Source organism: Nocardia cyriacigeorgica NBRC 100375 (genome assembly GCF_000308555.1).
GTDB classification, from domain to species: domain Bacteria; phylum Actinomycetota; class Actinomycetes; order Mycobacteriales; family Mycobacteriaceae; genus Nocardia; species Nocardia cyriacigeorgica.
Genome location: NZ_BAFY01000027.1, coordinates 1 through 20,036 on the forward strand (window position 1 = coordinate 1; position 20,036 = coordinate 20,036).

Below are 20,036 nucleotides of genomic sequence, written 5' to 3' on the forward strand. Positions count from 1 at the left end.
GCGTGTTCTCCGCCTCCGGCCGCACCATCACCTTCCCCGGCTTCCTCAAGGCCTATGTCGAGAGCGTCGACGAAGAGGCCGGTGGCCAGTCCGACGACGCCGAATCGCGCCTGCCCGCACTGGAAGAGGGCCAGGGCGTCACCGCCGTGGAGCTGGACCCGGACGGGCACAGCACCAATCCGCCGGCCCGCTACACCGAGGCCTCGCTGATCAAGGCGCTCGAAGAGCTCGGCATCGGCCGCCCATCCACGTATTCGTCGATCATCAAAACGATTCTGGATCGCGGTTACGTCTACAAGCGTGGTAGCGCGCTGGTGCCGTCGTGGGTGGCGTTCGCGGTGGTCGGCTTGCTCGAGGAGCACTTCGGTCGTCTGGTCGACTTCGACTTCACCGCCGCCATGGAGGACGATCTCGACGCCATCGCCGGTGGGCGCGAGCAGCGCGGAAACTGGTTGTCCAGCTTCTATTTCGGCGGCGACCACGGGGCCGATGGTTCGGTCGCGCGGTCCGGTGGGCTGAAGAAGATGGTCGGCGAGCGGCTCGACGATATCGACGCCCGCGAGGTCAACTCGATCAAACTCTTCACCGACGCCGAAAACCGTGACGTGGTGGTTCGAGTCGGCCGCTACGGTCCATACCTGGAGCGGATGGTCACCAATCCCGATGACCCGGACGGCGATCCGATCTCCCAGCGGGCGAACCTGCCCGACGATCTGCCGCCCGATGAGCTGACTCCCGAGGTCGCGGAGAAGCTGTTCGCGACGCCGCAGGAGGGCCGTTCGCTCGGCGTCGATCCGGCCACCGGGCACGAAATCGTCGCCAAGGAAGGACGATTCGGCCCCTACGTCACCGAGATCCTGCCCGAACCCGCCGAGGAGCCGGCTCCGGCGAAGAAGACCGCGAAAAAGGCGGCGGCGCCCAAGCCGCGCACCGGATCGCTGTTCAAGTCCATGGATCTGGCCACGATCACCCTCGACGATGCGCTGAAACTGCTGTCGCTGCCGCGTGTGGTGGGCACCGATCCGGCCTCCGGCGAGGAGATCACCGCGCAGAACGGGCGTTACGGGCCGTACCTGAAGAAGGGCACCGACTCCCGTTCGCTGGCCGATGAGGATCAGATCTTCAGCATCACGCTGGACGAGGCGTTGAAGATCTATGCCGAGCCCAAGCGTCGCGGCAGGCAGGCCGCCAGTGCCGCCCCGCTGCGCGAACTCGGCAACGACCCGGCCAGCGGTAAGCCGATGGTGATCAAGGACGGTCGCTTCGGTCCGTACGTCACCGATGGTGAGACCAATGCCAGCCTGCGCAAGGGCGACGAGGTCGAATCCATCACCGATGAGCGGGCTGCGGAGCTGCTGGCCGATCGGCGCGCGCGCGGGCCGGTGAAGAAGGCGGCGAAGAAGACCACGAAGAAGGCGCCCGCCAAGAAGACTGCCGCGAAGGCCACCGCCGCCAAGAAGACCACGGCGAAGAAGACCGCGGCCAAGAAGGCGCCGGCGAAGAAGTCTGCGGCGAAAGCGGTTTCGGACTAACGGAAGCCGGTCTCGCACCGGTGTGCAAGCTCGGTGCCGGTGTGCTGGTCGGCGATGGTGCGGTGATGCCGAGCGGGCTGGTGGCGGACACAGCCCGCTGCGGCCGGATGGCGGTGGCGTGGCGGCGTACCGGCCGTGATCAGGATGTGCCGCCGATCGCGGCGCTTGTCGACGCCCGACGCGGGTCGGCCGGCGGCGGAGACCGTGTCGGTGGCGGCCGCTAGGGTGTACGACGTGGCGGGTGTCTTCGATCGGTTGGTCGGCCAGGATGCGGTCGAATCCGAGCTGACGGCTGCCGCGATCGCCGCCCGCGCGGGTTCGGTCGAAGGCGCGATGACGCATTCGTGGCTGTTCACCGGGCCGCCCGGTTCCGGCCGGTCGATCGCCGCCCTGTGCTTCGCCGCAGCGCTGCAATGCACCGATCCGGGCACACCCGGCTGCGGCCAGTGTCACGCCTGCACCACCACCATGGCGGGCACCCACGGTGACGTGCGCAGGGTCATCCCCGAGGGACTGAGCATCAGCACGAAGGAGATGCGCGAGATCGTGCAGATCGCCGCGCGCCGCCCCAGCACCGGGCGCTGGCAGGTCGTGCTGATCGAGGACGCGGACCGTCTCACCGAGGCCGCGGGCAACGTGCTGCTCAAGGTGGTCGAGGAACCGCCGGACCGCACGGTGTTCCTGCTGTGCGCGCCGTCGGTGGATCCCGAGGACATCTCGGTCACGCTGCGCTCGCGGTGCAGGCACGTCCATCTGGTGACGCCATCGGTCCCCGCGATCGCGCAGGTCCTGCGTGAACGTGACCAGCTCGACGCCGAGACCGCCGAATGGGCGGCCTCGGTCAGCGGTGGGCATGTGGGGCGCGCTCGCCGCCTCGCCACCGACGCCGAAGCCCGCGACCACCGCAAACGCGCCCTCGCCCTGGTCGCCGCGATATCCCGCCCCGGCGCCGCCTACGCCGCCGCCGACGACCTGGTGAAAGCCGCCGACGACGAAGCCAAGCAGATGAGCGCCGACCGAGACGAGCGCGAACGCGAGGAGCTCGCCACCGCCATGGGTGCGGGCGGCACCGGCAAGGGCGCCGCGAGCGCCACCCGAGGCTCGGCCGGCGTGCTGAAAGACCTCGAACGCCGCCAGAAATCCCGCGCCACCCGCACCGGCCGCGACGCCCTCGACCGCGCCTTGATCGACGTCGCCGGCGTCTACCGTGACGCTCTCGCCGTCCGCTTCGCCGCCGGAACCGGCCGCCCTCGCCGCAAACCCAGTGCCGACGGCATCACCCTCACCCACCCCGACCTGGCCGACCAGATCACCGACCTCGCCGACCGGGTCCCGCCCGAGGGCTTGCTCCGCTCGCTCGAAGCGGTGCTGGCCTGCCGCGAAGCGCTGGACCTCAACGTCAAACCCCGGTTCGCCCTCGCGGCGATGGTGGCGGCGCTGATCGCCGCTCAGTCCAGCTAGCCGGAGCTCTTGCCCGACTCGGCGACGGAGTGGCTTTGCGGCGGGTCCGGAGGGAGTGGTTAGTTATCGTGGGCGCTAGCCCGTCGGCCCGACATCGGCGGTTGCGACGGTTCGCAGCAGCGAGTCATCCTGGGCGGTGGGTCGCCATCGGTGGCAGCATCCTTGGCTGACGATACGTGTGGTCCGGTCGCGCCGCCGAGACGGTGAATCGCGGCGCGATGATCACCGCAGGCCGCCGGGCTGCGATGCCACGCCCGGTCGGCGCAGCAGGTCGACAACTCCGGTGGTCGACTCCTGCCCACCGCCCTCGGCGACCCGCCGCTGCATCAACGCCATGAACGGCGTGAGGAGTTCGGCACTGACGCCCTGCTCCTCGGCGGTCCGCAGCAGGGTCGCGTTCGTCGTCACCATCATCGCCAGATTCGACTCCACACCCTCGGTGTAGTCGCCGCTCGCGAGCTGGGCCGCGGTGCCGAACGAGTAGCCGGCCATCGCCTGCTGATAGGCGATCATCCGGGGCGCGAACTCGACCGGCGAGATGTCCTCCTTCGCGATCAGCGCGAACGCGTGCGCGGCACCGGCGAACATGCCCCACATGCCGCTGAGCAGGGCGATGTCGTACAGGGCGGCGAACCCGGCGTCGGCACCGACATACTCGACCCCAGCGGGCACCGACAACGCGCCGGCATGGGCTTCGTGCAGTTCGGGTGAGCCGCTGTAGAACACGTACGCGCCCGAGCCGGGCACACCGATCATCGACGGAACGGCCATGATCCCGCCGTCGAGGAACCGCCCACCACGCGCGGACACCCAGTCCGACAGAGCGCGGGCCTCGGCCGGGGTGCTGGTGGTCAGGTTGACGATGTCACGACCGGTCAGGTCTACACCGTCGAGCGTTGCGCGCACCGAAGCGTCATCGAGCAGACAGACGACGACCAGTGCATTCGCGCGGACAGCGGCCGTCACGTCGTCGGCCACCACCGCTCCTGACGGGACCGGTCGAGCGCTGCGGTTCCAGACGGTGACGGAATAGCCGGCGGCGATCCACGAACGGGCAAGCGCCGATCCCATATCGCCGAGGCCGAGGACGGAAAGTGTGCGTGAGTTGTCGGACATGCTGGTTAGTCTTTGGGCGGCCACGCGGCCGGACAAGTACGCACAACGAAGTGGGTACGTACATCCGGGTAAGCAAACAGGCAGGTGAAAGGGGTAGTCGTGCCGATCACACGCAGACCGGGCGCCTACACGTGCGGGCTCGACGCGACGCTGTCGGTCCTGAACGGCAAATGGAAGGTACTGATCCTCTGGCCGTTGAGCGAACGCCCGCACCGCTTCGGCGAACTACGCCGCCAGGTCCCCGGCGTCAGCGAGAAGGTGCTCACCACCCAATTGCGCGAGCTGGAAGCCGACGGCATCGTCCACCGCCAAGTGTTCGACGAGGTCCCACCCCGAGTCGAGTACTCACTGACCCCGCTCGGCGAACTGCTCAACAACGCCCTCCTCCCGCTCGAGGCCTGGGGCCGCGAACACCTCATGGATGAGCAACCCGCATCCCCGAGGTGATCCACCGAGCCGACACCCTCGCCCGTTCACCCAGGCCACCAGCACTCCGAGCACCCGTTTTCGCGTTCCGCCCGCCGAGACGATAGACTCGCGACGCCGAAAGGCACGCCGCCTTAGCTCAGTCGGTAGAGCGCTTCACTCGTAATGAAAAGGTCAGGGGTTCGATTCCCCTAGGCGGCTCCACCTTTTTCCGGGGTTCCGGGCCGGTGACGACGGTTTGCGACGACAGACATGCGTGGTCCGGAACACACGGGTGGCGTCTCACCGCCGTCGGCTCTCATCGACGGCGGCTGGCCAGCGGTGTCCGCGAGGGTAGAACCTCACTGGTGTGATCAGGTCAGCGAGTTCGGTGACGATCATGCGGTACGGCTCGGCGTGCTCGAAGGTCGGCACGACCACGGCTGTCGCCGCGTGATCGCCCAAGTGCTGCGCGAGCGCCATCGCCGCCACCAGCGGGCGCACGTCGAGTCCGATCGTGAATACCAGCCGGTACCCGTGCCGCTCGGCGAGCGCGCCCAGATCGGCCCTGTCTCCGCCGGGTATTCCGCGCCGCACCAATCCGATTGCCTTCGGTACGCAGTCCATTCCCAACGCCCCTCTTTCCTGTAGTCGGCTCGCTCCCGCCGCCGGGGCTCGGACGCCCGGCGGCGGGCGTACTGCTGACACTGCTCAGGCGGTGACGTCCGGACGACGACCAAGTGGGCGTCGGATTGCATGCAAATAGGGCGACATTTCGGCGTCATTCGGTTACCGTTGCGGCCATGCGGACGACACCCAACACGGCACTGCGGGCCGCGCGTACTGCCCGCTTGATGAGTCAAGACGACTTGGCGCGGGCGCTACGTGAGGCCGGATGCGTCAGCGCGACCAAGAGATTGGTGCAGCGGTGGGAGTCCGGTGCGACGGCCTACCCGCGGCCGAGTCACGCTCAGGCGCTCGAACGGGTGATGAAGCTGCCGATCGAGTCGCTCGGATTCGGGGTGGTCCGGGTAGGGCGCGGAATCGGCGGACTGAACGACAACAGCCGCGATGTGGAGTCGCCGGTCGGCACATTCGACAGTGCCCCTGCTGCGGCGGCACGGGTGAACGGCGATCATTCGGGGGTGTGGCTGAGCCGGTACGAGTATTACTCGACCGGGCGCGACGCAACCTTCACCGTCGCCCACTACGCCGTCGTCTTGCATCACGACACCCAGATCACCGTCCGCAGTCTGCCCGGATCGTCGCCGTCGGTCACCGAGATGGACCTGACCGTGGACGGCAGTGTCGCAACCGGCACGTGGTCGGAGCGCACCGCTGTCGATGGGTACTACCGTGGCGCCCGCTACCACGGTGCGGTGCAACTGCTCATCGACCCGACCGGCAACCGGATGGCCGGTAAGTGGATCGGGTTCGGAAAGGACTTCGAAATCAACTCGGGGCCATGGGAGTTGGTGCTCCAGGAGTCGAGTACGAGCAAGGCGACGCTCGATGCGTATCAGCGTCCGGTTGAGTCATAGCGCTCGGGACGAGCGATCGGCTGGAGCTGGGTTGCCGAAAATGGCGCTTCGGCAAAGACGATCGAGCGCTGCGGCGGGGTTTGCGAGACCGGGTCTGATCTCGCGGTGCTACCGGATCACGCTCGATCGGCTTCGCCGCTGAGGCGCGTGTCGGCTAAGCTCGCGCCGCCGTCGAGCAGCAGGCCGCGTCGGCTTCGGCGGCGATGGTTCCGCAGCAGCGGGCTTCGTCGTCGGCGAGCAATTCCGTTGCCTTGCCGAAGGTTTCGCTGTCGGCGAGAACGGTGTACACCTCCCAGCGTTCGGAGTCGGGGGCGGTGACCCAGACCTTGTCCTGGGTGGCGAAGCAACAGGTGGTGTTCATTTCTTCCTCGGTGAACAGGCCGGCTGCGGCGAGGCGGGTGATTTCGGAGTGGACGGTGTCGGTGGACTCGACTTCGACGCCGAGGTGGTTGACGGAACCGCCGTGGCCGGGGTTTTCGATGAGGACGAGCTTCAACGGGGGTTCGGGGATGGCGAAGTTGGCGTAGCCGGGCTTGCGCTTGGCGGGATCGGTGCCGAAGAGCGTCGAGTAGAACTTCACCGAGGCCTCGAGGTCGTCGACGTTGAGGGCGAGTTGGATGCGTGACATGGCAGAACCTCCACCTGTGAGACATATATCGAAGAACTGACAGGCATCAGCCTGCTCACCTTTTCGACATATGTCAATACCCGGCGTAAGGTGGATTTCGTGCCGAAAACTTTGCCGCTGGTGGATATGTCGGCCCCGGTGTGTTGCGCTCCGGTGGCCGCGGGCCCGGTCGACGATGCCGCCGCGCTGGAGGTCGCGCTACGGTTGAAGGCTCTCGCCGACCCCGCGCGGGTCAAACTGATGTCACTGCTGCTGACGACCGACGACGGCGCGGAGAGCACCGGCGCACTGGCCCGGGCGCTCGGACTGGCCGAATCGACGGTCAGCCATCACCTCGGCCAGCTACGCAAGGCCGGGTTGGTGACGTCCGAGCGACGCGGGATGAGCGTGTTCCATCAGGCCCGCCGCGATGCGCTGGCGGCGCTGTGCGTGGTCCTCGACCCGAACTGCTGCTGACCCGCCGAGCCGGCCGACCCGAAGGTGTCACGACCGGAAACCAGAGCTCACCGAGACCGGGCACCGTTGACCGGATCTCGGTGAACCTCCGCTCAGCCCGCGGCTGCCGCGCGCAGGCCGGTGCGGCGGATGATCCGAGTCAGTTCTTCGTTGAACCGGTCGGCCGCTTCGATATTGGTGAGGTGTCCGGTGGGCCAGACGTGGTAGTCGGCGAGGTGGCCCGCGCGGTCGAGGTGGTCGGCGATGATGCGGGACATGCGTTCGGGCAGCAGGTGGTCGTGGCTGCCCGCGATGACGGTGGTGGGGACGGTGAGCTTGCTCGCGGCGTCGCCGAGTTCGAGGTCGGCGAGGGCGGCGGCGTGGCGGCCGCGGGCCAGCGGGCGGCACGACCGGACTATGCCGAGGGCGAACTCGACCTGGTCGGGGGTGGCCGTCGGTGACATGATGCGGGACTTGAGCACCGCGCGGGCCGCCCATCCACCGGGGAACGGGACCGGCGCGGTGAGCAGGGTCTCAGCGAAGATGATCGGCACCCGCACACCGGCGCCGAAGACCGTGATCGGGCGCTCGGCGACCGTCAGCGGCTTGTTCAGCAGCGGCAGCAGATCGGTGTCGTAGCGGATATTGCCGGAGGTGGTGTTCACCAGCACGGCAGCCTTGGCGCGGCGACTGACCTGATCGGGATGCCGGGCGGCCCAGGCTTGCAGGGTGATGCCGCCCATGCTGTGGCCGACGAGGACCGCGCGCTGGCCTGGGCGCAGGGTGGCGTCGAGGACGGCGGCGAGATCGTCGGCCATGGTGTCGGCGCTGGGGAACAGCGTTCCGGCCTGGCTGTCGCCGTGGCCGCGCTGGTCGTAGCAGATGACGCGATGAGTGTCGGCAAAGGCGTTGATCTGCGGATTCCAGTACTCGATGCTGCAACTCCAGCCGTGCACCAGCACGATCGGATCGCCATCGGGCGGGCCGTAGGCGTGTACCCGCAGGCGGGCACCGTCGACAGTGGTGACGGGGATGACCTCGTGCGGCGCGGTGGGCGCGTTCAGCGACGCTGTCTCGAACGTGCGCGACCGAAGTCCGGCGCGAAAGGGGGCGGTCAGGGCGCCGTGGCGGACCTGCGCCAGCGTCTTCATCGACTTCACCAGCATCAGAGCACTCCTTTGTGTCTACCGTCACGGTAAATGCAAGCTGGGGTGCTTGCAAGTGCAAGCGCCGCTTACCGGAAACTCTGACCGCGACGGTCCGCTACACCGGGTGTCGGTCCGGTGTGTAATGCCGTTACCGGGAAAATGCCCGAAACAGGGCCGAAGTATGCCTGCCGTTTGCTGATGTGTGCGTGTCGTTACCGACGGGATCCGCTCGGCGCCACCTGGCTTCGTCCTGCTCGTTCCGGCTGGAATCCTGCTGAGATTCGGGTAACTCGAGTCTCGATAGCCGCGCCGCCGCGCCCCCGCTACGGTGAGATTCGTGGACATCACGCAGGCGAAACCGATGGCACCGCGGCCGGCGCGGACCGGGTGGCGGGCGCTGGCAATGCCCGCGACGGTGGCGGGGGCGGGCGTGCTCGCGGTGGTCGCGGTGCACCTGCGGGATCCGCATGTGGAGGGATCGTGGGGGATATGTCCGGTGTACGCGCTCACTGGGGTGTACTGCCCGGGGTGCGGTGGTATGCGGGCAGTACACAACCTCACCGAGGGGCAGGTGCTCGATTCGCTGCACAGCAACCTCATCGCGTTGCCGCTGCTGATGCTGTTCGCGGTATGGGTGGGTGATTGGGCGATCCGGGCGTGGCACGGGAAGCCCATGCGGCACTTCGGCATCAACGCCCTCACCATGTGGTCGATCTTCGGTTTCCTCGCGGTGTTCACCGTGCTGCGCAATACGCCGTGGGGTAGCTGGTTGACGCCGGTCTGAGCTGCCCGAACGCCCCGCTCCCCGGCGAAACGGGGCAAGCTGGAGATAGGGCACCGGCCGGAAAGGACACAGCGCATGATCGACTCACTCAAGGCGCGGGTACGTGCCAAACTGCTGCGTCAGCTCACCGAGGACGGACCGACCGACTCCGAGCAGGACGATCCCCGGCTGATCTCGGTGGAGACCGATCTCGATGCCCTCGACAGCGTCGCCGAGGACGATCCGCTGGTCGAGGAACTCGCCACCCGCTACCTGGTCTTCTGACGAACGCTCAGGCGCCGGTCGACATCCCGCCCGACGGCGGTAGCTGCGGCAAGGCCTCCGTCAGCAGCCAGCTGTCCCATAGCGGCCGCAGCGGCACCAGGCTGTAGTGCCCGGCCAGATCGGTGAACTCCTCGGTGGTCACCGATGCGTGCCGATACCGCGAGGTCCATTCCCGCAGCATGTCGAAGAACGCGGTGTCGCCGAGCTCGAGGCGCAGCGAATGCAGGCACAGCGCGCCACGCTTGTAGACCCGGTCGTCGAACATATGGGCAGGTCCAGGATCGCCGACGACGATGTCCTGCGGTTGCCGCGCCAGATTGTGCCGCGCCGCCCTGGCCTGCTGGTCGGCGCTCGGCCCGCCCGAGGCCTCCGACCAGATCCATTCCGCGTAGCAGGCGAACCCTTCGTGCAGCCAGATATCGCGCCACTGCCGGATGGTGAGGCTGTTGCCGAACCACTGGTGGGCGAGTTCATGGGCGACGAGTCGTTCGGCGCCGCGTCGGCCGTCGCAATGGTTGGCGCCGAAGATGGAGATGCCCTGGGCCTCGATCGGGATCTCGAGTTCGTCATCGGTGACGACCACCGTGTACGCTTCGAACGGATACGGCCCGAACTTGGCACTGAACACCGCGAGCATCTGCGGCTGCCGGGCGAAATCGTGGTCGAAGTTCGCGCGCAGCCGGGCAGGGACCAGAGCATGCATGGGGACCGGTCCGTGGGCCGGGCCGATCCGGTGTTTGCGGTACTGCCCGATCTGGATGGTCGCCAGGTAGCTCGACATCGGTTCGGACTGTTCGTAGACCCAGGTGGTCTGGCTGGCCTTGGTCTGTTTGCGTAGCAGGGTGCCGTTGGCCAGGGCGTAGTAGGGGGTGTCCGTGGTGATCGAAATGCGGTAGCTGGCCTTGGAACTCGGGTGATCGTCGCAAGGGAACCAGGATGCGGCGCCGTTGGGCTGGCTCGCGACCAAGGCGCCTTCGGTGAGTTCCTCCCAGCCCACCTCTCCCCACGGGCCGCGCACCGGGCGCGGAGTGCCCGCGTACTGCACTGTCACCGCGAGTAATCCGCCTGCCGGGATCTTCTGCTGCGGGGTGATGACGAGTTTGCCGTGCTGGTGGGTGTATTTCGCCACCTTGCTGCCGTTGACAAGGACCTTCGTCACCGACAGCGATTGGGACAGGTCGAGGGCGAAGCGGGGACGCACTTCGGTGGTGACCGCGGTGATGCCGGCACGGCCGGCGAGCCGGTTGCCGGCGACCTTGTAGGTGAGGTCGAGTTCGTACCGCGAGACCCGGTAGCCCCGGTTCCCGTTCTGCGGCAGGTATTCGTCGATGGGGGCGTCGTAGAACTTGCCTCTCATCGGCCGGCGGCCCCTGGATCGGAGGCCGCGGCCCATGGCGCGATCGGATTACCCCACCACCGCGTCGACGGCGGCACGGTGTCGCCGCGCATGACCAGCGAAGCCGGACCGATGGTCGCACCGGCGCCGATGGTGGCGGCGGGCAGGGCGACGCAGTGCGGGCCGAGGGTGGCACCGGGGCCGAGGGTGACGGTGTCCATGGACATGATCCGATCGTGGAACAGATGGGTCTGCACCACACAACCGCGTTCCACGGTCGCGCCGTCGCCGAGGGTCACCAAATCCGCCTCCGGTAGCCAATAGGACTCGCACCACACACCGCGACCGATACGGGCACCGAGACCACGCAGCCACAGATTCAGAACCGGAGTACCCGTCGCGGCGCGCGCGAACCACGGCGCGGCAACCGTTTCGACGAAGCTGTCGGAGACCTCGTTGCGCCACACGAACGAGCTCCACAGCGGATGTTCCTCCGCGCCGATCCGGCCGATCAGCAGCCATTTGGCGGTGATCGCGCTCGCGCAGGCCAGCGCGCCCGCGACCATGAGCACCACACCCGACAGCAGTGCGGCGCCCGCGTACCCGATGTGTTGCGCCAGCCACGCCAGCGTGAACAACACGCCGAGCCCGATCGCGAAGGTGACCAGCACCGGCAGCAGGCGGCAGGTTTCCACCACGCCGCGGAAGACCCGCAGCCGCAGCGGCGGATCGAAAGTGCGCTCGGTATCGGCGGTTTCGGCGGCGCGGCGCAGGCGCACGGGCGGGCTGCCGAGCCAGGACGAGCCCGCCTTGGCCTTGCTCGGGGCCGCCGAGAGCACCGCGACCAGGCCGTTCTTCGGCACCCGGCGGCCGGGCGCGGTCATCCCGGAATTGCCGAGGAAGGCGCGTTTGCCGACTTTCGCCTCGCCGATGCGCAGCCAGCCGCCGCCGAGTTCGTAACTGGCGATCATGGTGTCGTCGGCCAGGAACGCGCCGTCGGCGACGGTGGTGAACTTCGGCAGCAGCAACACCGTGGAGGCTTCCACTCGTTTGCCGATCTTCGCGCCGAGTAGCCGCAACCAGATGGGGGTGAGCAGACTGGCGTAGAGCGGGAACAGGAAGTTGCGGGCGCCGTCGAGCAGCCGTTCGGTGGCCCACACCTGCCAGCCGACGCGGCTGCGCACCGGGTGATAGCCCTCGGTGAGGCCGAGGCTGAGTACCCGCACCGCGATCACCGTGGCCACCGCGTAGACGAGCAGGCTCACCAGGGTGGCCACCGGCAGCATGAGCAGGCCACGCCCGAGGGCGCCCGCGACGGTGGTGGTGTCGCGGATCCACCAGACGATCAACGCGCCGCCGGCGGCCAACCCGAGGATGGGCATCGCGGCCAGGCCCATCGAGCTGACGGCGAACGCGAACACCCAGTGCACGGCTCGTTTCGGGGTCTCGGCGGGCCAGCGGTGCCTGGCTTTGCCGACCTTCACCGCGGGCGATCCGGCCCATTCCTGATCCGGCTTGACCTTCCCGGATACCGCTGAACCGGGCGCGATCTCGGCGTCACGGCCGATCTTGGTGCCGGGCAGCAGGATCGAGCGCGCGCCGATCACCGCGCCCCGGCCGACCACGATGGGTCCGATGTGTACGACGTCGCCGTCGATCCAGTAGCCGGACAGGTCGACTTCGGGTTCGACGCTGCACCCGTCGCCGAGTTCGAGCATGCCGGTCACCGGCGGCAGCGTGTGCAGGTCAACGCCTTTACCGATCTTCGCGCCGAGCGCCCGCGCGAACGGCACCATCCACGGTGCGCCGGAGAGGTTCTCGGCGCCACTGGCCTCCGAGAGCCGCACGGCTGCCCACAGTCGCAGATGTACTGACCCGCCGCGTGGATAGCTGCCGGGTTCGACACCGCGCAGTAGCAGCCGGGCACCGGCGACGCAGATGCTCATCCGGCCCAGCGGGGTGATGAAGACGACGAACAGCAGCAGCGTCCACCACCACGACAGCTGCGGCAGCCACGGCAGCGCGCCCGCCCAGCTCGCGATATTGCCCGCGATGGCCAGCCAGGTCAGCCATTGCAGGCCGGTCAGGGTGGTGAGCGGGAGGGTGGCCAGCACCTGCGCGCACTGCGCCGACAACGGCGTCGGGCGGACGGTGCGTTCGACGACGGCGGCCGCCGGTGCGGTCTCGTCCAGCAGTTCGGCCAGCGCGCCGAGACGCGGATGGTCGTACAGGTCGGCGACGGCGATGCGCGGATACCGTTCCCGTAGCGCGGTCACCAGCTGGGCCGCCGACAGTGATCCGCCGCCGAGATCGAAGAAGTCGGCGTCGGCGCCGGTGATCTCGGCGCCGAGGATCGAACTCCACAGCTCGGCGACCCAGGCGGCGGTGCCGGTGAGCCCGTGGTCGACGGTTTCGTCGCTGCCTGCCAGCGGCCAGGGCAGGGCATCGCGATCGACCTTGCCCGAGGTGCGGGTGGGCAGTTCCGGCACCACGACCAGTCGTGGCACCAACGGCGCGGGCAGCTGTTCGGCGAGCAGCGTCCGGGCGGCCTTGATGTCGTAGTCGGGCGGGGTTCCGGTGAGGTAGCCGACCAGGATCTGGTTGCCGGCAGCGGTGGTGCGCACGGCGGCGGCCGCACCGCTCACGCCGGGCAGGTGCTGGAGCGCGTTGTCGAGTTCGCCGAGCTCGATGCGGCGCCCGCCCACCTTCACCTGATCGTCGGCGCGGCCGATGAAGACCAGTCCCGCCTTGTCGTTGCGCACCAGATCGCCGCTGCGGTAGGCACGGTCCCAGCCGAGCGAGGGCAGCGGCGCGTACTTCTCGGCATCCTTGGCCGGATCGAGGTAGCGGGCCAGGCCGACGCCGCCGATCACCAGTTCCCCGGATTCGCCCTCGGCCACCGGCTGACCGGCGGCGTCGACCACGGCCAGATCCCAGCCGTCCAGCGGTAATCCGATGCGCACCGGCCAATTCCCGTCCAGCAGTGCGGCACACGCGACGACGGTGGTCTCGGTGGGGCCGTAGGTGTTCCACACCTCGCGTTCGGATTCCGGGTCGCCGACCAGCCGTTCGGCCAGTTCGGGCGGCACGGCCTCGCCGCCGAAGATGAGCAGCCGCACCGGTTCCAGCGCCTCGGCCGGCCAGGTCGCGGCCAGCGTCGGCACCGTGGACACGACGCTGATCTCGTGCCGCACCAGCCACGGGCCCAGATCGGCGCCGGTGCGCACCAGCGCGCGCGGCGCGGGCACCAGGCAGCCGCCGTGCCGCCAGGCCAGCCACATCTCCTCGCAAGAGGCGTCGAAGGCGACCGACAGCCCGGCCAGCACCCGGTCGCCGGGGCCGATCGGGGCGTCCTGGAGGAACAGCCGGGCCTCGGCGTCAACCAGGGCGGCGGCGTTGCGATGGGTCACCGCAACGCCTTTCGGGGTGCCGGTGGAGCCGGAGGTGAAGATGATCCAGGCGTCGTCGGCGGGGGCGGGCAGCTCCGGTCCGTCGGGTTGCCCATCGGTTGCCGGACGGGCGTGCTCGGTCGATTCGATGCCGGCGGCGGTGACGATCGCGGTGACGCGCGCCTCGCCGAAGACCAGGCGGGCGCGCTCGTCGGGATCGTCCGCGTCGACGGGCACATAGGCCGCGCCCGCGTGCAGCACGGCGAGAATCGTGACGTAGAGCTCACGGGTGCCCGACGGCATCCGCACCCCGACCCGGTCGCCGCGCCGCACCCCGGCCGCGCCGAGGCGCTCGACCGTCGCGGCGATCTCGGCGAGGAGTTCGGTGTAGGTGAGGGCGGTGTCGCCGTCGTCGATGGCGGGGGCGTCCGGATGTGCGCGGGCGGTCTCGGCGAGGATGTCGACCAGCGTTCGCGCAGGTGGGGCGAGGGTCGAACGTAGCAGCGGATCGAGCTCCCGGACCGAACCATCGGTGTCGATCTGCGGCTGGAGCATCACGTCCGGCCCACCTTCCTCAGCACTGTCCGGCAGTAACCATGTACGGCGGTACGGCCTCACCAACTAATTCTCGAAGACGGTTGTTTCATACGAGGGTTACCAGTGGGCAAACGGAAAATGCCCCGGTGACCAGTTGTCAACGGTACCCGCAGCCCACGACGGGTTGACAGCAGCGCGGCCGTTCTGTCAGTCTCGCCACAGGTCATGAGTGCCAGCGTCAAGCCCCGGCTTGCTGGCCGGCAACCCTCCTCCGCGGTGGGGTGCTCCGGGTGACGACCGGGCCGACGCCCGACCGGGCGCGGCAAGCGCGGACTCGACGAATCCCCTTCGCGAGTCCCTCACCCGATGGGATGACGTGATGACTGCTGTGTTCGATCAGACCTGTGCCGCCCTCGCCCGGGTGTCCGGCGACGATCTCCGTGTCCCCCTCGTACAGGGCGGGACCTGCACGTACACCAATTTCGACTACGCCGCGAGCGCGCCGGCGCTGGCTCAGGTCACCGACCGGGTGCAGCGGCTGCTGCCGTACTACGCCAGCGTGCATCGCGGCGCTGGCTACGCCTCGCGGATCTCGACCGAATGCTACGAAACCGCCCGTGGTTCGGTCGCCCGCTTCCTGGACGCGACCGACGACCAGGTGGTGGTCTTCACCCGCAACACCACCGATTCGCTGAACCTGCTCGCTTCCTGCGTGCCCGGCGACACGGTGGTGCTCGACGTCGAACATCACGCCAATTTCCTGCCCTGGCAACGACGTGGGCGGCGCGTGGTCACCGCGGCCGACACCGTCGAGGAGACGATCCGCCGCATCGTCGCCGAGTTGTGCGCGAAACCGGCTGCGCTGCTTGCCGTTACCGGTGCCTCCAACGTGACCGGCGAGGTGCTGCCGCTGGCCCGGCTGGCCGAGATCGCCCATCAGTGCGGCGCCCGCATCCTGGTCGATGCGGCGCAGCTGGCACCGCACCGGCGAATCAGCCTGCGCGAGTGCGGAATCGACTACCTGGCCTTCTCCGGGCACAAGCTCTACGCACCGTTCGGCGCCGGCGTGCTGGTCGGCAAACGGGATTGGCTCGACGCGGCACCGGCCTACCTTGCCGGCGGTGGTGCGGTCCGTGAGGTGCGCGTGAACGGCACCGAATGGGCGCCCGCGCCGCAACGGCATGAGGCCGGATCGCCGAATGTGCTCGGTGTGGCGGCCCTGGCGGCGGCCTGCGACGCGCTGACGGAGATCGACGCCGACCGGGTGCTCGCCCACGAACGGCGGCTGGCCGAGCGGCTGCGCGCGGGACTGTGCGCGATCCCGGGCGTGCGGCTGCTGCGCCTGTGGTCCGACAGCCCCGACACCGTCGGCATCGTCGCCTTCACACTCGACGGTTTCGCGCCCGGTCAGGTGGCGGCGTATCTGTCGGCCGAACACGGCATCGGGGTGCGCGACGGACGGTTCTGCGCGCATCCGCTGCTGGCCAGGCTCGGGCTCGACGGTGCGCTGCGCGCGAGCATCGGCCTCGGCACCAGCTCGGCCGACGTGGACCGGCTGGTCTCGGCGGTCGCCACGCTCGTGCACGACGGTCCGGGGTGGGACTACACCCGCACCGACGGGCTGTGGAACCCCACGCCGGAAACCCGGTCGTTCACCGGCGCCGATATCGCCGGCGCGTCCCCGTGTGAGATCGGCTGATCGGGCTCAATCCTCGTCCAGCGGAGTGGGCCGGTGGTAGCGCCCGTTGTGATACAGCAGCGGCGCTGCCGCCGGCTTCTCCTCGGTGGCGTCGTGCACGCGGGTCACCCGGCCGACGACGAAGGTGTGATCGCCGATCGGAATGCGCTGTTCGACGGTGGTGCGCAGCCAGATCGGCGTGCCGTGCAAAACCGGTTCGCCGGTGTCCAGCGTGGTCCACAGCGACCGGTCGGTGAAGCGTTCCTCGGCGCTGCGCGCGAAACGCTGCGCGATATGGCGCTGATGCTCGCCGAGAAAATGGATCACCACCGAATCGGCCTCGCTCATCGCCGCCAGGCTCGACGAGGTGTGCGCGATATTGAACGACACCAGCGGCGGCTCCAGCGACAGCGACGCGAACGAGGTCGCGGTGAACCCGACCGGACCCTTCGGCGAGGACAACGTCACCACCGTCACCCCGGACGGATAGTGCCGCATCGAGGCCCGGTACTGCTCGGCGGTGATCCCGCTCAGGTCGTCGGGCACCCGCAGGTGGGCTTCCGAGGCGGTCGGTTCATGCGCGTCGGTCACATGACGAAACTACTGCGTGCGTCGCGCGCGGTTCAGTCCACGTCGATCGGCAGGCCCGCGGTGATGCGGACCAGCTCCCGAAAGGTCGTGCGGAACACCGTATCCGGATGGCCACCCGCCGCCCACAGTTCGCGGTGGTGGGACAGGGCGGTGTCGACCCAGGTGGGGATGTTGGTCGGATGCCCGACGGGGGCGACGGCGTCCACCGGGTGGCCGGTCACCTCGAGGACGAGCTCGTCGGGGGCCGGGGTGAGGGTTCCTTCCAGCCGTTCGCCGGTGTGGGCCAGATCCACCTCGTGGGCGCCGGAGACCAGCAGCAGCACCGGATCGTCATCGAGCAGGTACAGCCGGGCCAGGGTGATGGCGCCGATGTCGACGCCGAGCGCGCGGGCGGCCTCGGCCGCGGCGGTGGGCCGATCCGGGTGGGTGACGATGACGCCGTGGTGGCCACGGGCGATCAGGGTGTCCGCGACCCGGCAGGCGACCGGAGGAAGTGACCTGCGCATGAATCCAGGGTAGAGCCAACCGGTTCCGGCTGCCGGTTTCGCGATAACGGCTTCCATCCCACACGGTATCGTCGCCGTTACCGGCGTGTATACGCTGTACAGATGACTGATTGGCAGGCTTTCACCGTCGAAACCAGCGACCACGTCGCCCAGGTCACCCTGACCGGTCCCGGCAAGGGCAACGCGATGGGCCCCGACTTCTGGCGTGAGCTCCCCGAGATCTTCGCCGCCCTCGACGCCGACCCCGAGGTGCGTGCGATCGTGCTGACCGGCTCGGGCAAGCACTTCTCCTACGGCCTCGACCTGCCCGCGATGAGCGGCACCTTCGGCCCGCTGCTCGCCGACAAGGCCCTGGCTGCCCCGCGCACCGACTTCCTGCACGAGATCCGCCGCATGCAGGCCGCGGTGACGGCGGTAGCCGACTGCCGCAAGCCCGTCATCGCCGCGGTGTCGGGCTGGTGCATCGGCGGTGGCCTGGACCTGATCGCCGCCGTCGACATCCGCTACGCCAGCGCCGACGCCAAGTTCAGCCTGCGGGAGGCCAAGGTCGCCATCGTCGCCGATATCGGCTCGCTGCACCGGCTGCCCGCCATCATCGGCGAGGGCCACCTGCGTGAACTCGCCTACACCGGCAAGGACATCGACGCCGCGCGGGCGGAGAAGATCGGCCTGGTCAACGACGTCTTCGACGATCAGCAGGCCACCCTGGAGGCCGCGCACGCCACCGCACGGGAGATCGCGGCCAACCCGCCGCTGGTGGTGCAGGGCGCCAAGGACGTCATGGATCAGCGCAATGCCTCGGCGGTGGCCGAAGGGCTGCGCTACGTCTCGGCCTGGAACGCGGCCTTCCTGCCGTCGGAGGACCTGACCGAGGCGATTCAGGCCGTCTTCGAGAAGCGGGCGCCGCAGTTCAAGGGGCGCTGAGCCGAGTCGACCCGGCGCCGGTAGCGCCCGTGGACCGACGCCGGCGGCCAGGCGCCACCGGCCGGGCAGCCGACACCACAAACGCCGAGCGGCACATCACCGAGGAAGCCGACTACCGGCTCTCGATGATGTGCCGCTCGATGTTCTCCGGCTACCGACCGGCGGACCGGCCGCCGACCAGGACCTGGTCGCTCAGTGTCCGCCCTGGTCCTTCAGGCGCTGGATGGACGCCTCGACCTCGGCCTCGGCCTCGGCGCGGCCGACCCACTCCGAACCCTTGACGTACTTGCCGGGCTCGAGGTCCTTGTAGCGCTCGAAGAAGTGTTTGATCGCGGCCAGCTCGAACTCCGGGACGTCCTTCAGGTCCTGGATGTGATCCCAGCGCGGGTCACCGGCGGGCACGCACAGCACCTTGTCGTCGCCACCGGCCTCGTCGGTCATCTTGTACATGGCGACCGGGCGGGCCTCCACGATGACGCCGGGGAACACCGAATCGGGCAGCAGGACCAGCGCGTCCAGCGGGTCACCGTCCTCGCCCAGGGTGTTCTCGATGTAGCCGTAATCGGCGGGGTACACCATGGAGGTGTAGAGGAAACGATCGAGCCGGACCCGGCCGGTCTCGTGGTCCACCTCGTACTTGTTGCGCGAACCCTTGGGGATCTCGATGGTGACGTCGAACTCCACGCCAACTCCTTCTTCCGGTGCCTCTGGTGTACTGCGGCTGTTCAGCGGGCCGACGGCCGCCGACGCGCCAGGTCGTTCGGGGGAACGGTAGCCGAACGAGGATAGTGTGGGCCAAGCGGATGTGGCGGGCGTGAGGAGACGGCGGACAACGTGGTGGGTAAGAACATCGGCGGGCTGGCCTCGCGGCGACGGCGCCGGATGTGGATCGGACTGATCACCACGCTGGTGGTGTTGCTCGCGGTGGGCACCGGGGTCGCGGTGACGCTGAAGCCGTGGAGCGAGGAGTTCCGGCACGGCGGGCTCACCATCGCCGAGCCGCCGGTGCCGGTCCGGCCGTTCCCCGCGGTCGCGCCCGCACCCGACGACGCGCCCGTACCGAGCGCGGCGGGCCTGGCGGCGGCGCTGGCCCCGGTGGTGTCGAACCCGGATCTGGGCGGTTTCGCCGGTTCGGTGACCGACGCCGACACCGGCACGGTGCTGTGGAGCGCCGATGCGGCCAAGCCGATGGTGCCGTCCTCGACCCTGAAGATCCTGACCACCGCGGCCGCGTTGCTCACCTTGCCGGAGGACCAGCGGGTGCACACCACGGTGGTCGCCGGTTCGGCGCCGGGGGAGATCGTGCTGGTCGGCGGCGGTGATCCGACGCTCACCGCGCAACCGGACGGCAAGGGCTACTACCCGGACGGGCCGAGGCTGTCGGATCTGGTGGACCAGATCCGGGCGGCGCAGATCCCGGTCGAATCCATCGTGGTCGACACCTCGCTGTATTCGGGCACGGCGATGGCGCAGGGCTGGGACCCGACCGACATTCCCGGCGGCTCCATCGCGCCGATCGACCCGCTCATGCTCGACGGCGGCAGGCTGGACCCGCTGGTCGAATACGCACCCCGCTCCGAAACCCCCGGCCTCGACGTCGGCCGGCGGCTGGCGGCCGAACTCGGCCTCGGCGCCGAACGGGTCCGCCCCGGCACCGCGCCCGCCGGTTCGAAGCAGATCGCGAGCGTCTCCTCGGCGCCGCTGGGGGAGCGGCTGCACGCGATGATGGTGCATTCCGACAACGTGCTCGCCGAGACCATC

Annotated in this window: 19 protein-coding genes, 1 tRNA gene and 1 riboswitch; of the genes, 11 read left to right on the forward strand and 9 right to left on the reverse strand. The window is 69.0% G+C overall.

The genetic code is table 11. From position 1 onward, the window contains the following. Window positions 1-1,532, forward strand: a 1,532-nt coding sequence (locus RJ05_RS01805; protein ID WP_036532336.1) for a topoisomerase C-terminal repeat-containing protein, incomplete at its 5' end; no start/stop codon positions are given. 234 nt (window positions 1,533-1,766) lie between these two features. Beyond that, the gene (locus RJ05_RS01815) at window positions 1,767-2,993 is read left to right on the forward strand and encodes a DNA polymerase III subunit delta' (protein ID WP_036532366.1); all 1,227 of its coding nucleotides are present in this window, start codon (window positions 1,767-1,769) and stop codon (window positions 2,991-2,993) included. A 222-nt stretch (window positions 2,994-3,215) separates the two neighbouring features. Here the strand turns inward: RJ05_RS01815 and RJ05_RS01820 are convergent, their stop codons facing one another. Continuing rightward, complete coding sequence (locus RJ05_RS01820) at window positions 3,216-4,109, reverse strand: NAD(P)-dependent oxidoreductase (protein WP_036532340.1); 894 nt, start codon at window positions 4,107-4,109, stop codon at window positions 3,216-3,218. 99 nt (window positions 4,110-4,208) lie between these two features. On the opposite strand from RJ05_RS01820, the gene RJ05_RS01825 reads away from it, so the two are divergent. Next, entirely contained in the window at window positions 4,209-4,556 is a 348-nt protein-coding gene (locus RJ05_RS01825) for a winged helix-turn-helix transcriptional regulator (RefSeq protein WP_085996145.1), read from the forward strand. A 107-nt stretch (window positions 4,557-4,663) separates the two neighbouring features. After that, window positions 4,664-4,739, forward strand: a tRNA-Thr gene (locus tag RJ05_RS01830). 78 nt (window positions 4,740-4,817) lie between these two features. Here the strand turns inward: RJ05_RS01830 and RJ05_RS01835 are convergent. Continuing rightward, window positions 4,818-5,141, reverse strand: a complete 324-nt coding sequence (locus RJ05_RS01835) for a hypothetical protein (RefSeq protein ID WP_036532343.1) — start codon at window positions 5,139-5,141, stop codon at window positions 4,818-4,820. 176 nt (window positions 5,142-5,317) lie between these two features. Here RJ05_RS01835 and RJ05_RS01840 point away from each other — a divergent pair, with 176 nt between their 5' ends. Continuing rightward, on the forward strand, window positions 5,318-6,055 hold the full coding sequence (locus RJ05_RS01840; RefSeq protein WP_036532345.1) for a helix-turn-helix domain-containing protein: 738 nt from the start codon (window positions 5,318-5,320) through the stop codon (window positions 6,053-6,055). 154 nt (window positions 6,056-6,209) lie between these two features. Here RJ05_RS01840 and RJ05_RS01845 read toward each other — a convergent pair whose 3' ends face one another. Further along, window positions 6,210-6,683, reverse strand: coding sequence for an ArsI/CadI family heavy metal resistance metalloenzyme (locus tag RJ05_RS01845; RefSeq protein ID WP_036532348.1), 474 nt, complete (start codon window positions 6,681-6,683; stop codon window positions 6,210-6,212). Between the two features lie 99 nt (window positions 6,684-6,782). Between RJ05_RS01845 and RJ05_RS01850 the strand changes: the two genes are divergently transcribed. Further along, window positions 6,783-7,139, forward strand: coding sequence for an Rv2640c family ArsR-like transcriptional regulator (locus RJ05_RS01850; protein ID WP_036532372.1), 357 nt, complete (start codon window positions 6,783-6,785; stop codon window positions 7,137-7,139). Window positions 7,140-7,231: 92 nt separating this feature from the next. Here the strand turns inward: RJ05_RS01850 and RJ05_RS01855 are convergent, their stop codons facing one another. Beyond that, window positions 7,232-8,284, reverse strand: a complete 1,053-nt coding sequence (locus RJ05_RS01855; RefSeq protein ID WP_036532350.1) for an alpha/beta fold hydrolase — start codon at window positions 8,282-8,284, stop codon at window positions 7,232-7,234. Window positions 8,285-8,603: 319 nt separating this feature from the next. On the opposite strand from RJ05_RS01855, the gene RJ05_RS01860 reads away from it, so the two are divergent. Together RJ05_RS01860 and RJ05_RS01865 are read left to right on the forward strand one after the other, a co-directional pair. Beyond that, window positions 8,604-9,050: a DUF2752 domain-containing protein gene (locus RJ05_RS01860; protein WP_051016091.1), complete on the forward strand. Its 447-nt coding sequence runs from the start codon at window positions 8,604-8,606 to the stop codon at window positions 9,048-9,050. 75 nt (window positions 9,051-9,125) lie between these two features. Then, entirely contained in the window at window positions 9,126-9,314 is a 189-nt protein-coding gene (locus RJ05_RS01865) for a hypothetical protein (protein ID WP_036532353.1), read from the forward strand. A 7-nt stretch (window positions 9,315-9,321) separates the two neighbouring features. Here RJ05_RS01865 and RJ05_RS01870 read toward each other — a convergent pair whose 3' ends face one another. Together RJ05_RS01870 and RJ05_RS01875 are read right to left on the reverse strand one after the other, a co-directional pair. Further along, window positions 9,322-10,671 (reverse strand): M1 family metallopeptidase, encoded by a 1,350-nt coding sequence (locus RJ05_RS01870; protein ID WP_036532379.1) that lies wholly within the window; start codon window positions 10,669-10,671, stop codon window positions 9,322-9,324. Beyond that, window positions 10,668-14,597, reverse strand: a complete 3,930-nt coding sequence (locus tag RJ05_RS01875; RefSeq protein ID WP_036532356.1) for a Pls/PosA family non-ribosomal peptide synthetase — start codon at window positions 14,595-14,597, stop codon at window positions 10,668-10,670. The genes RJ05_RS01870 and RJ05_RS01875 overlap by 4 nt, the downstream gene beginning before the upstream one ends. Window positions 14,598-14,797: 200 nt before the next feature. Next, a riboswitch (SAM riboswitch) is annotated at window positions 14,798-14,911 on the forward strand. A gap of 44 nt (window positions 14,912-14,955) precedes the next feature. Here RJ05_RS01875 and RJ05_RS01880 point away from each other — a divergent pair. Beyond that, a complete protein-coding gene (locus RJ05_RS01880) occupies window positions 14,956-16,275 on the forward strand; it encodes an aminotransferase class V-fold PLP-dependent enzyme (RefSeq protein ID WP_036532358.1) in 1,320 nt (439 codons plus the stop codon). A gap of 6 nt (window positions 16,276-16,281) precedes the next feature. Here the strand turns inward: RJ05_RS01880 and RJ05_RS01885 are convergent, their stop codons facing one another. Both RJ05_RS01885 and RJ05_RS01890 read right to left on the reverse strand, forming a co-directional pair. Further along, entirely contained in the window at window positions 16,282-16,752 is a 471-nt protein-coding gene (locus RJ05_RS01885; protein WP_228783692.1) for a flavin reductase family protein, read from the reverse strand. 125 nt (window positions 16,753-16,877) lie between these two features. Continuing rightward, window positions 16,878-17,351, reverse strand: coding sequence for a YbaK/EbsC family protein (locus RJ05_RS01890; protein WP_036532381.1), 474 nt, complete (start codon window positions 17,349-17,351; stop codon window positions 16,878-16,880). Between the two features lie 102 nt (window positions 17,352-17,453). On the opposite strand from RJ05_RS01890, the gene RJ05_RS01895 reads away from it, so the two are divergent. Next, complete coding sequence (locus tag RJ05_RS01895) at window positions 17,454-18,275, forward strand: crotonase/enoyl-CoA hydratase family protein (RefSeq protein WP_036532363.1); 822 nt, start codon at window positions 17,454-17,456, stop codon at window positions 18,273-18,275. Between the two features lie 192 nt (window positions 18,276-18,467). On the opposite strand, the gene RJ05_RS01900 is transcribed toward RJ05_RS01895, so the two are convergent. After that, complete coding sequence (locus tag RJ05_RS01900) at window positions 18,468-18,959, reverse strand: inorganic diphosphatase (protein ID WP_014348688.1); 492 nt, start codon at window positions 18,957-18,959, stop codon at window positions 18,468-18,470. 150 nt (window positions 18,960-19,109) lie between these two features. Here RJ05_RS01900 and RJ05_RS01905 point away from each other — a divergent pair. Then, window positions 19,110-20,036, forward strand: a 927-nt coding sequence (locus RJ05_RS01905; RefSeq protein ID WP_174343883.1) for a D-alanyl-D-alanine carboxypeptidase, incomplete at its 3' end; no start/stop codon positions are given.

Excerpts from the sequence above, each read along its gene's own strand:
- RJ05_RS01820 (WP_036532340.1), bottom strand. The coding sequence starts at position 4,109 with ATGTCCGACAACTCACGCACACTTTCCGTCCTCGGCCTCGGCGATATG.
- RJ05_RS01835 (WP_036532343.1), bottom strand. The coding sequence starts at position 5,141 with ATGGACTGCGTACCGAAGGCAATCGGATTGGTGCGGCGCGGAATACCC.
- RJ05_RS01840 (WP_036532345.1), top strand. The coding sequence starts at position 5,318 with ATGCGGACGACACCCAACACGGCACTGCGGGCCGCGCGTACTGCCCGC.
- RJ05_RS01845 (WP_036532348.1), bottom strand. The coding sequence starts at position 6,683 with ATGTCACGCATCCAACTCGCCCTCAACGTCGACGACCTCGAGGCCTCG.
- RJ05_RS01855 (WP_036532350.1), bottom strand. The coding sequence starts at position 8,284 with ATGCTGGTGAAGTCGATGAAGACGCTGGCGCAGGTCCGCCACGGCGCC.
- RJ05_RS01865 (WP_036532353.1), top strand. The coding sequence starts at position 9,126 with ATGATCGACTCACTCAAGGCGCGGGTACGTGCCAAACTGCTGCGTCAG.
- RJ05_RS01870 (WP_036532379.1), bottom strand. The coding sequence starts at position 10,671 with ATGAGAGGCAAGTTCTACGACGCCCCCATCGACGAATACCTGCCGCAG.
- RJ05_RS01880 (WP_036532358.1), top strand. The coding sequence starts at position 14,956 with ATGACTGCTGTGTTCGATCAGACCTGTGCCGCCCTCGCCCGGGTGTCC.
- RJ05_RS01885 (WP_228783692.1), bottom strand. The coding sequence starts at position 16,752 with ATGCGGCACTATCCGTCCGGGGTGACGGTGGTGACGTTGTCCTCGCCG.
- RJ05_RS01890 (WP_036532381.1), bottom strand. The coding sequence starts at position 17,351 with ATGCGCAGGTCACTTCCTCCGGTCGCCTGCCGGGTCGCGGACACCCTG.
- RJ05_RS01895 (WP_036532363.1), top strand. The coding sequence starts at position 17,454 with ATGACTGATTGGCAGGCTTTCACCGTCGAAACCAGCGACCACGTCGCC.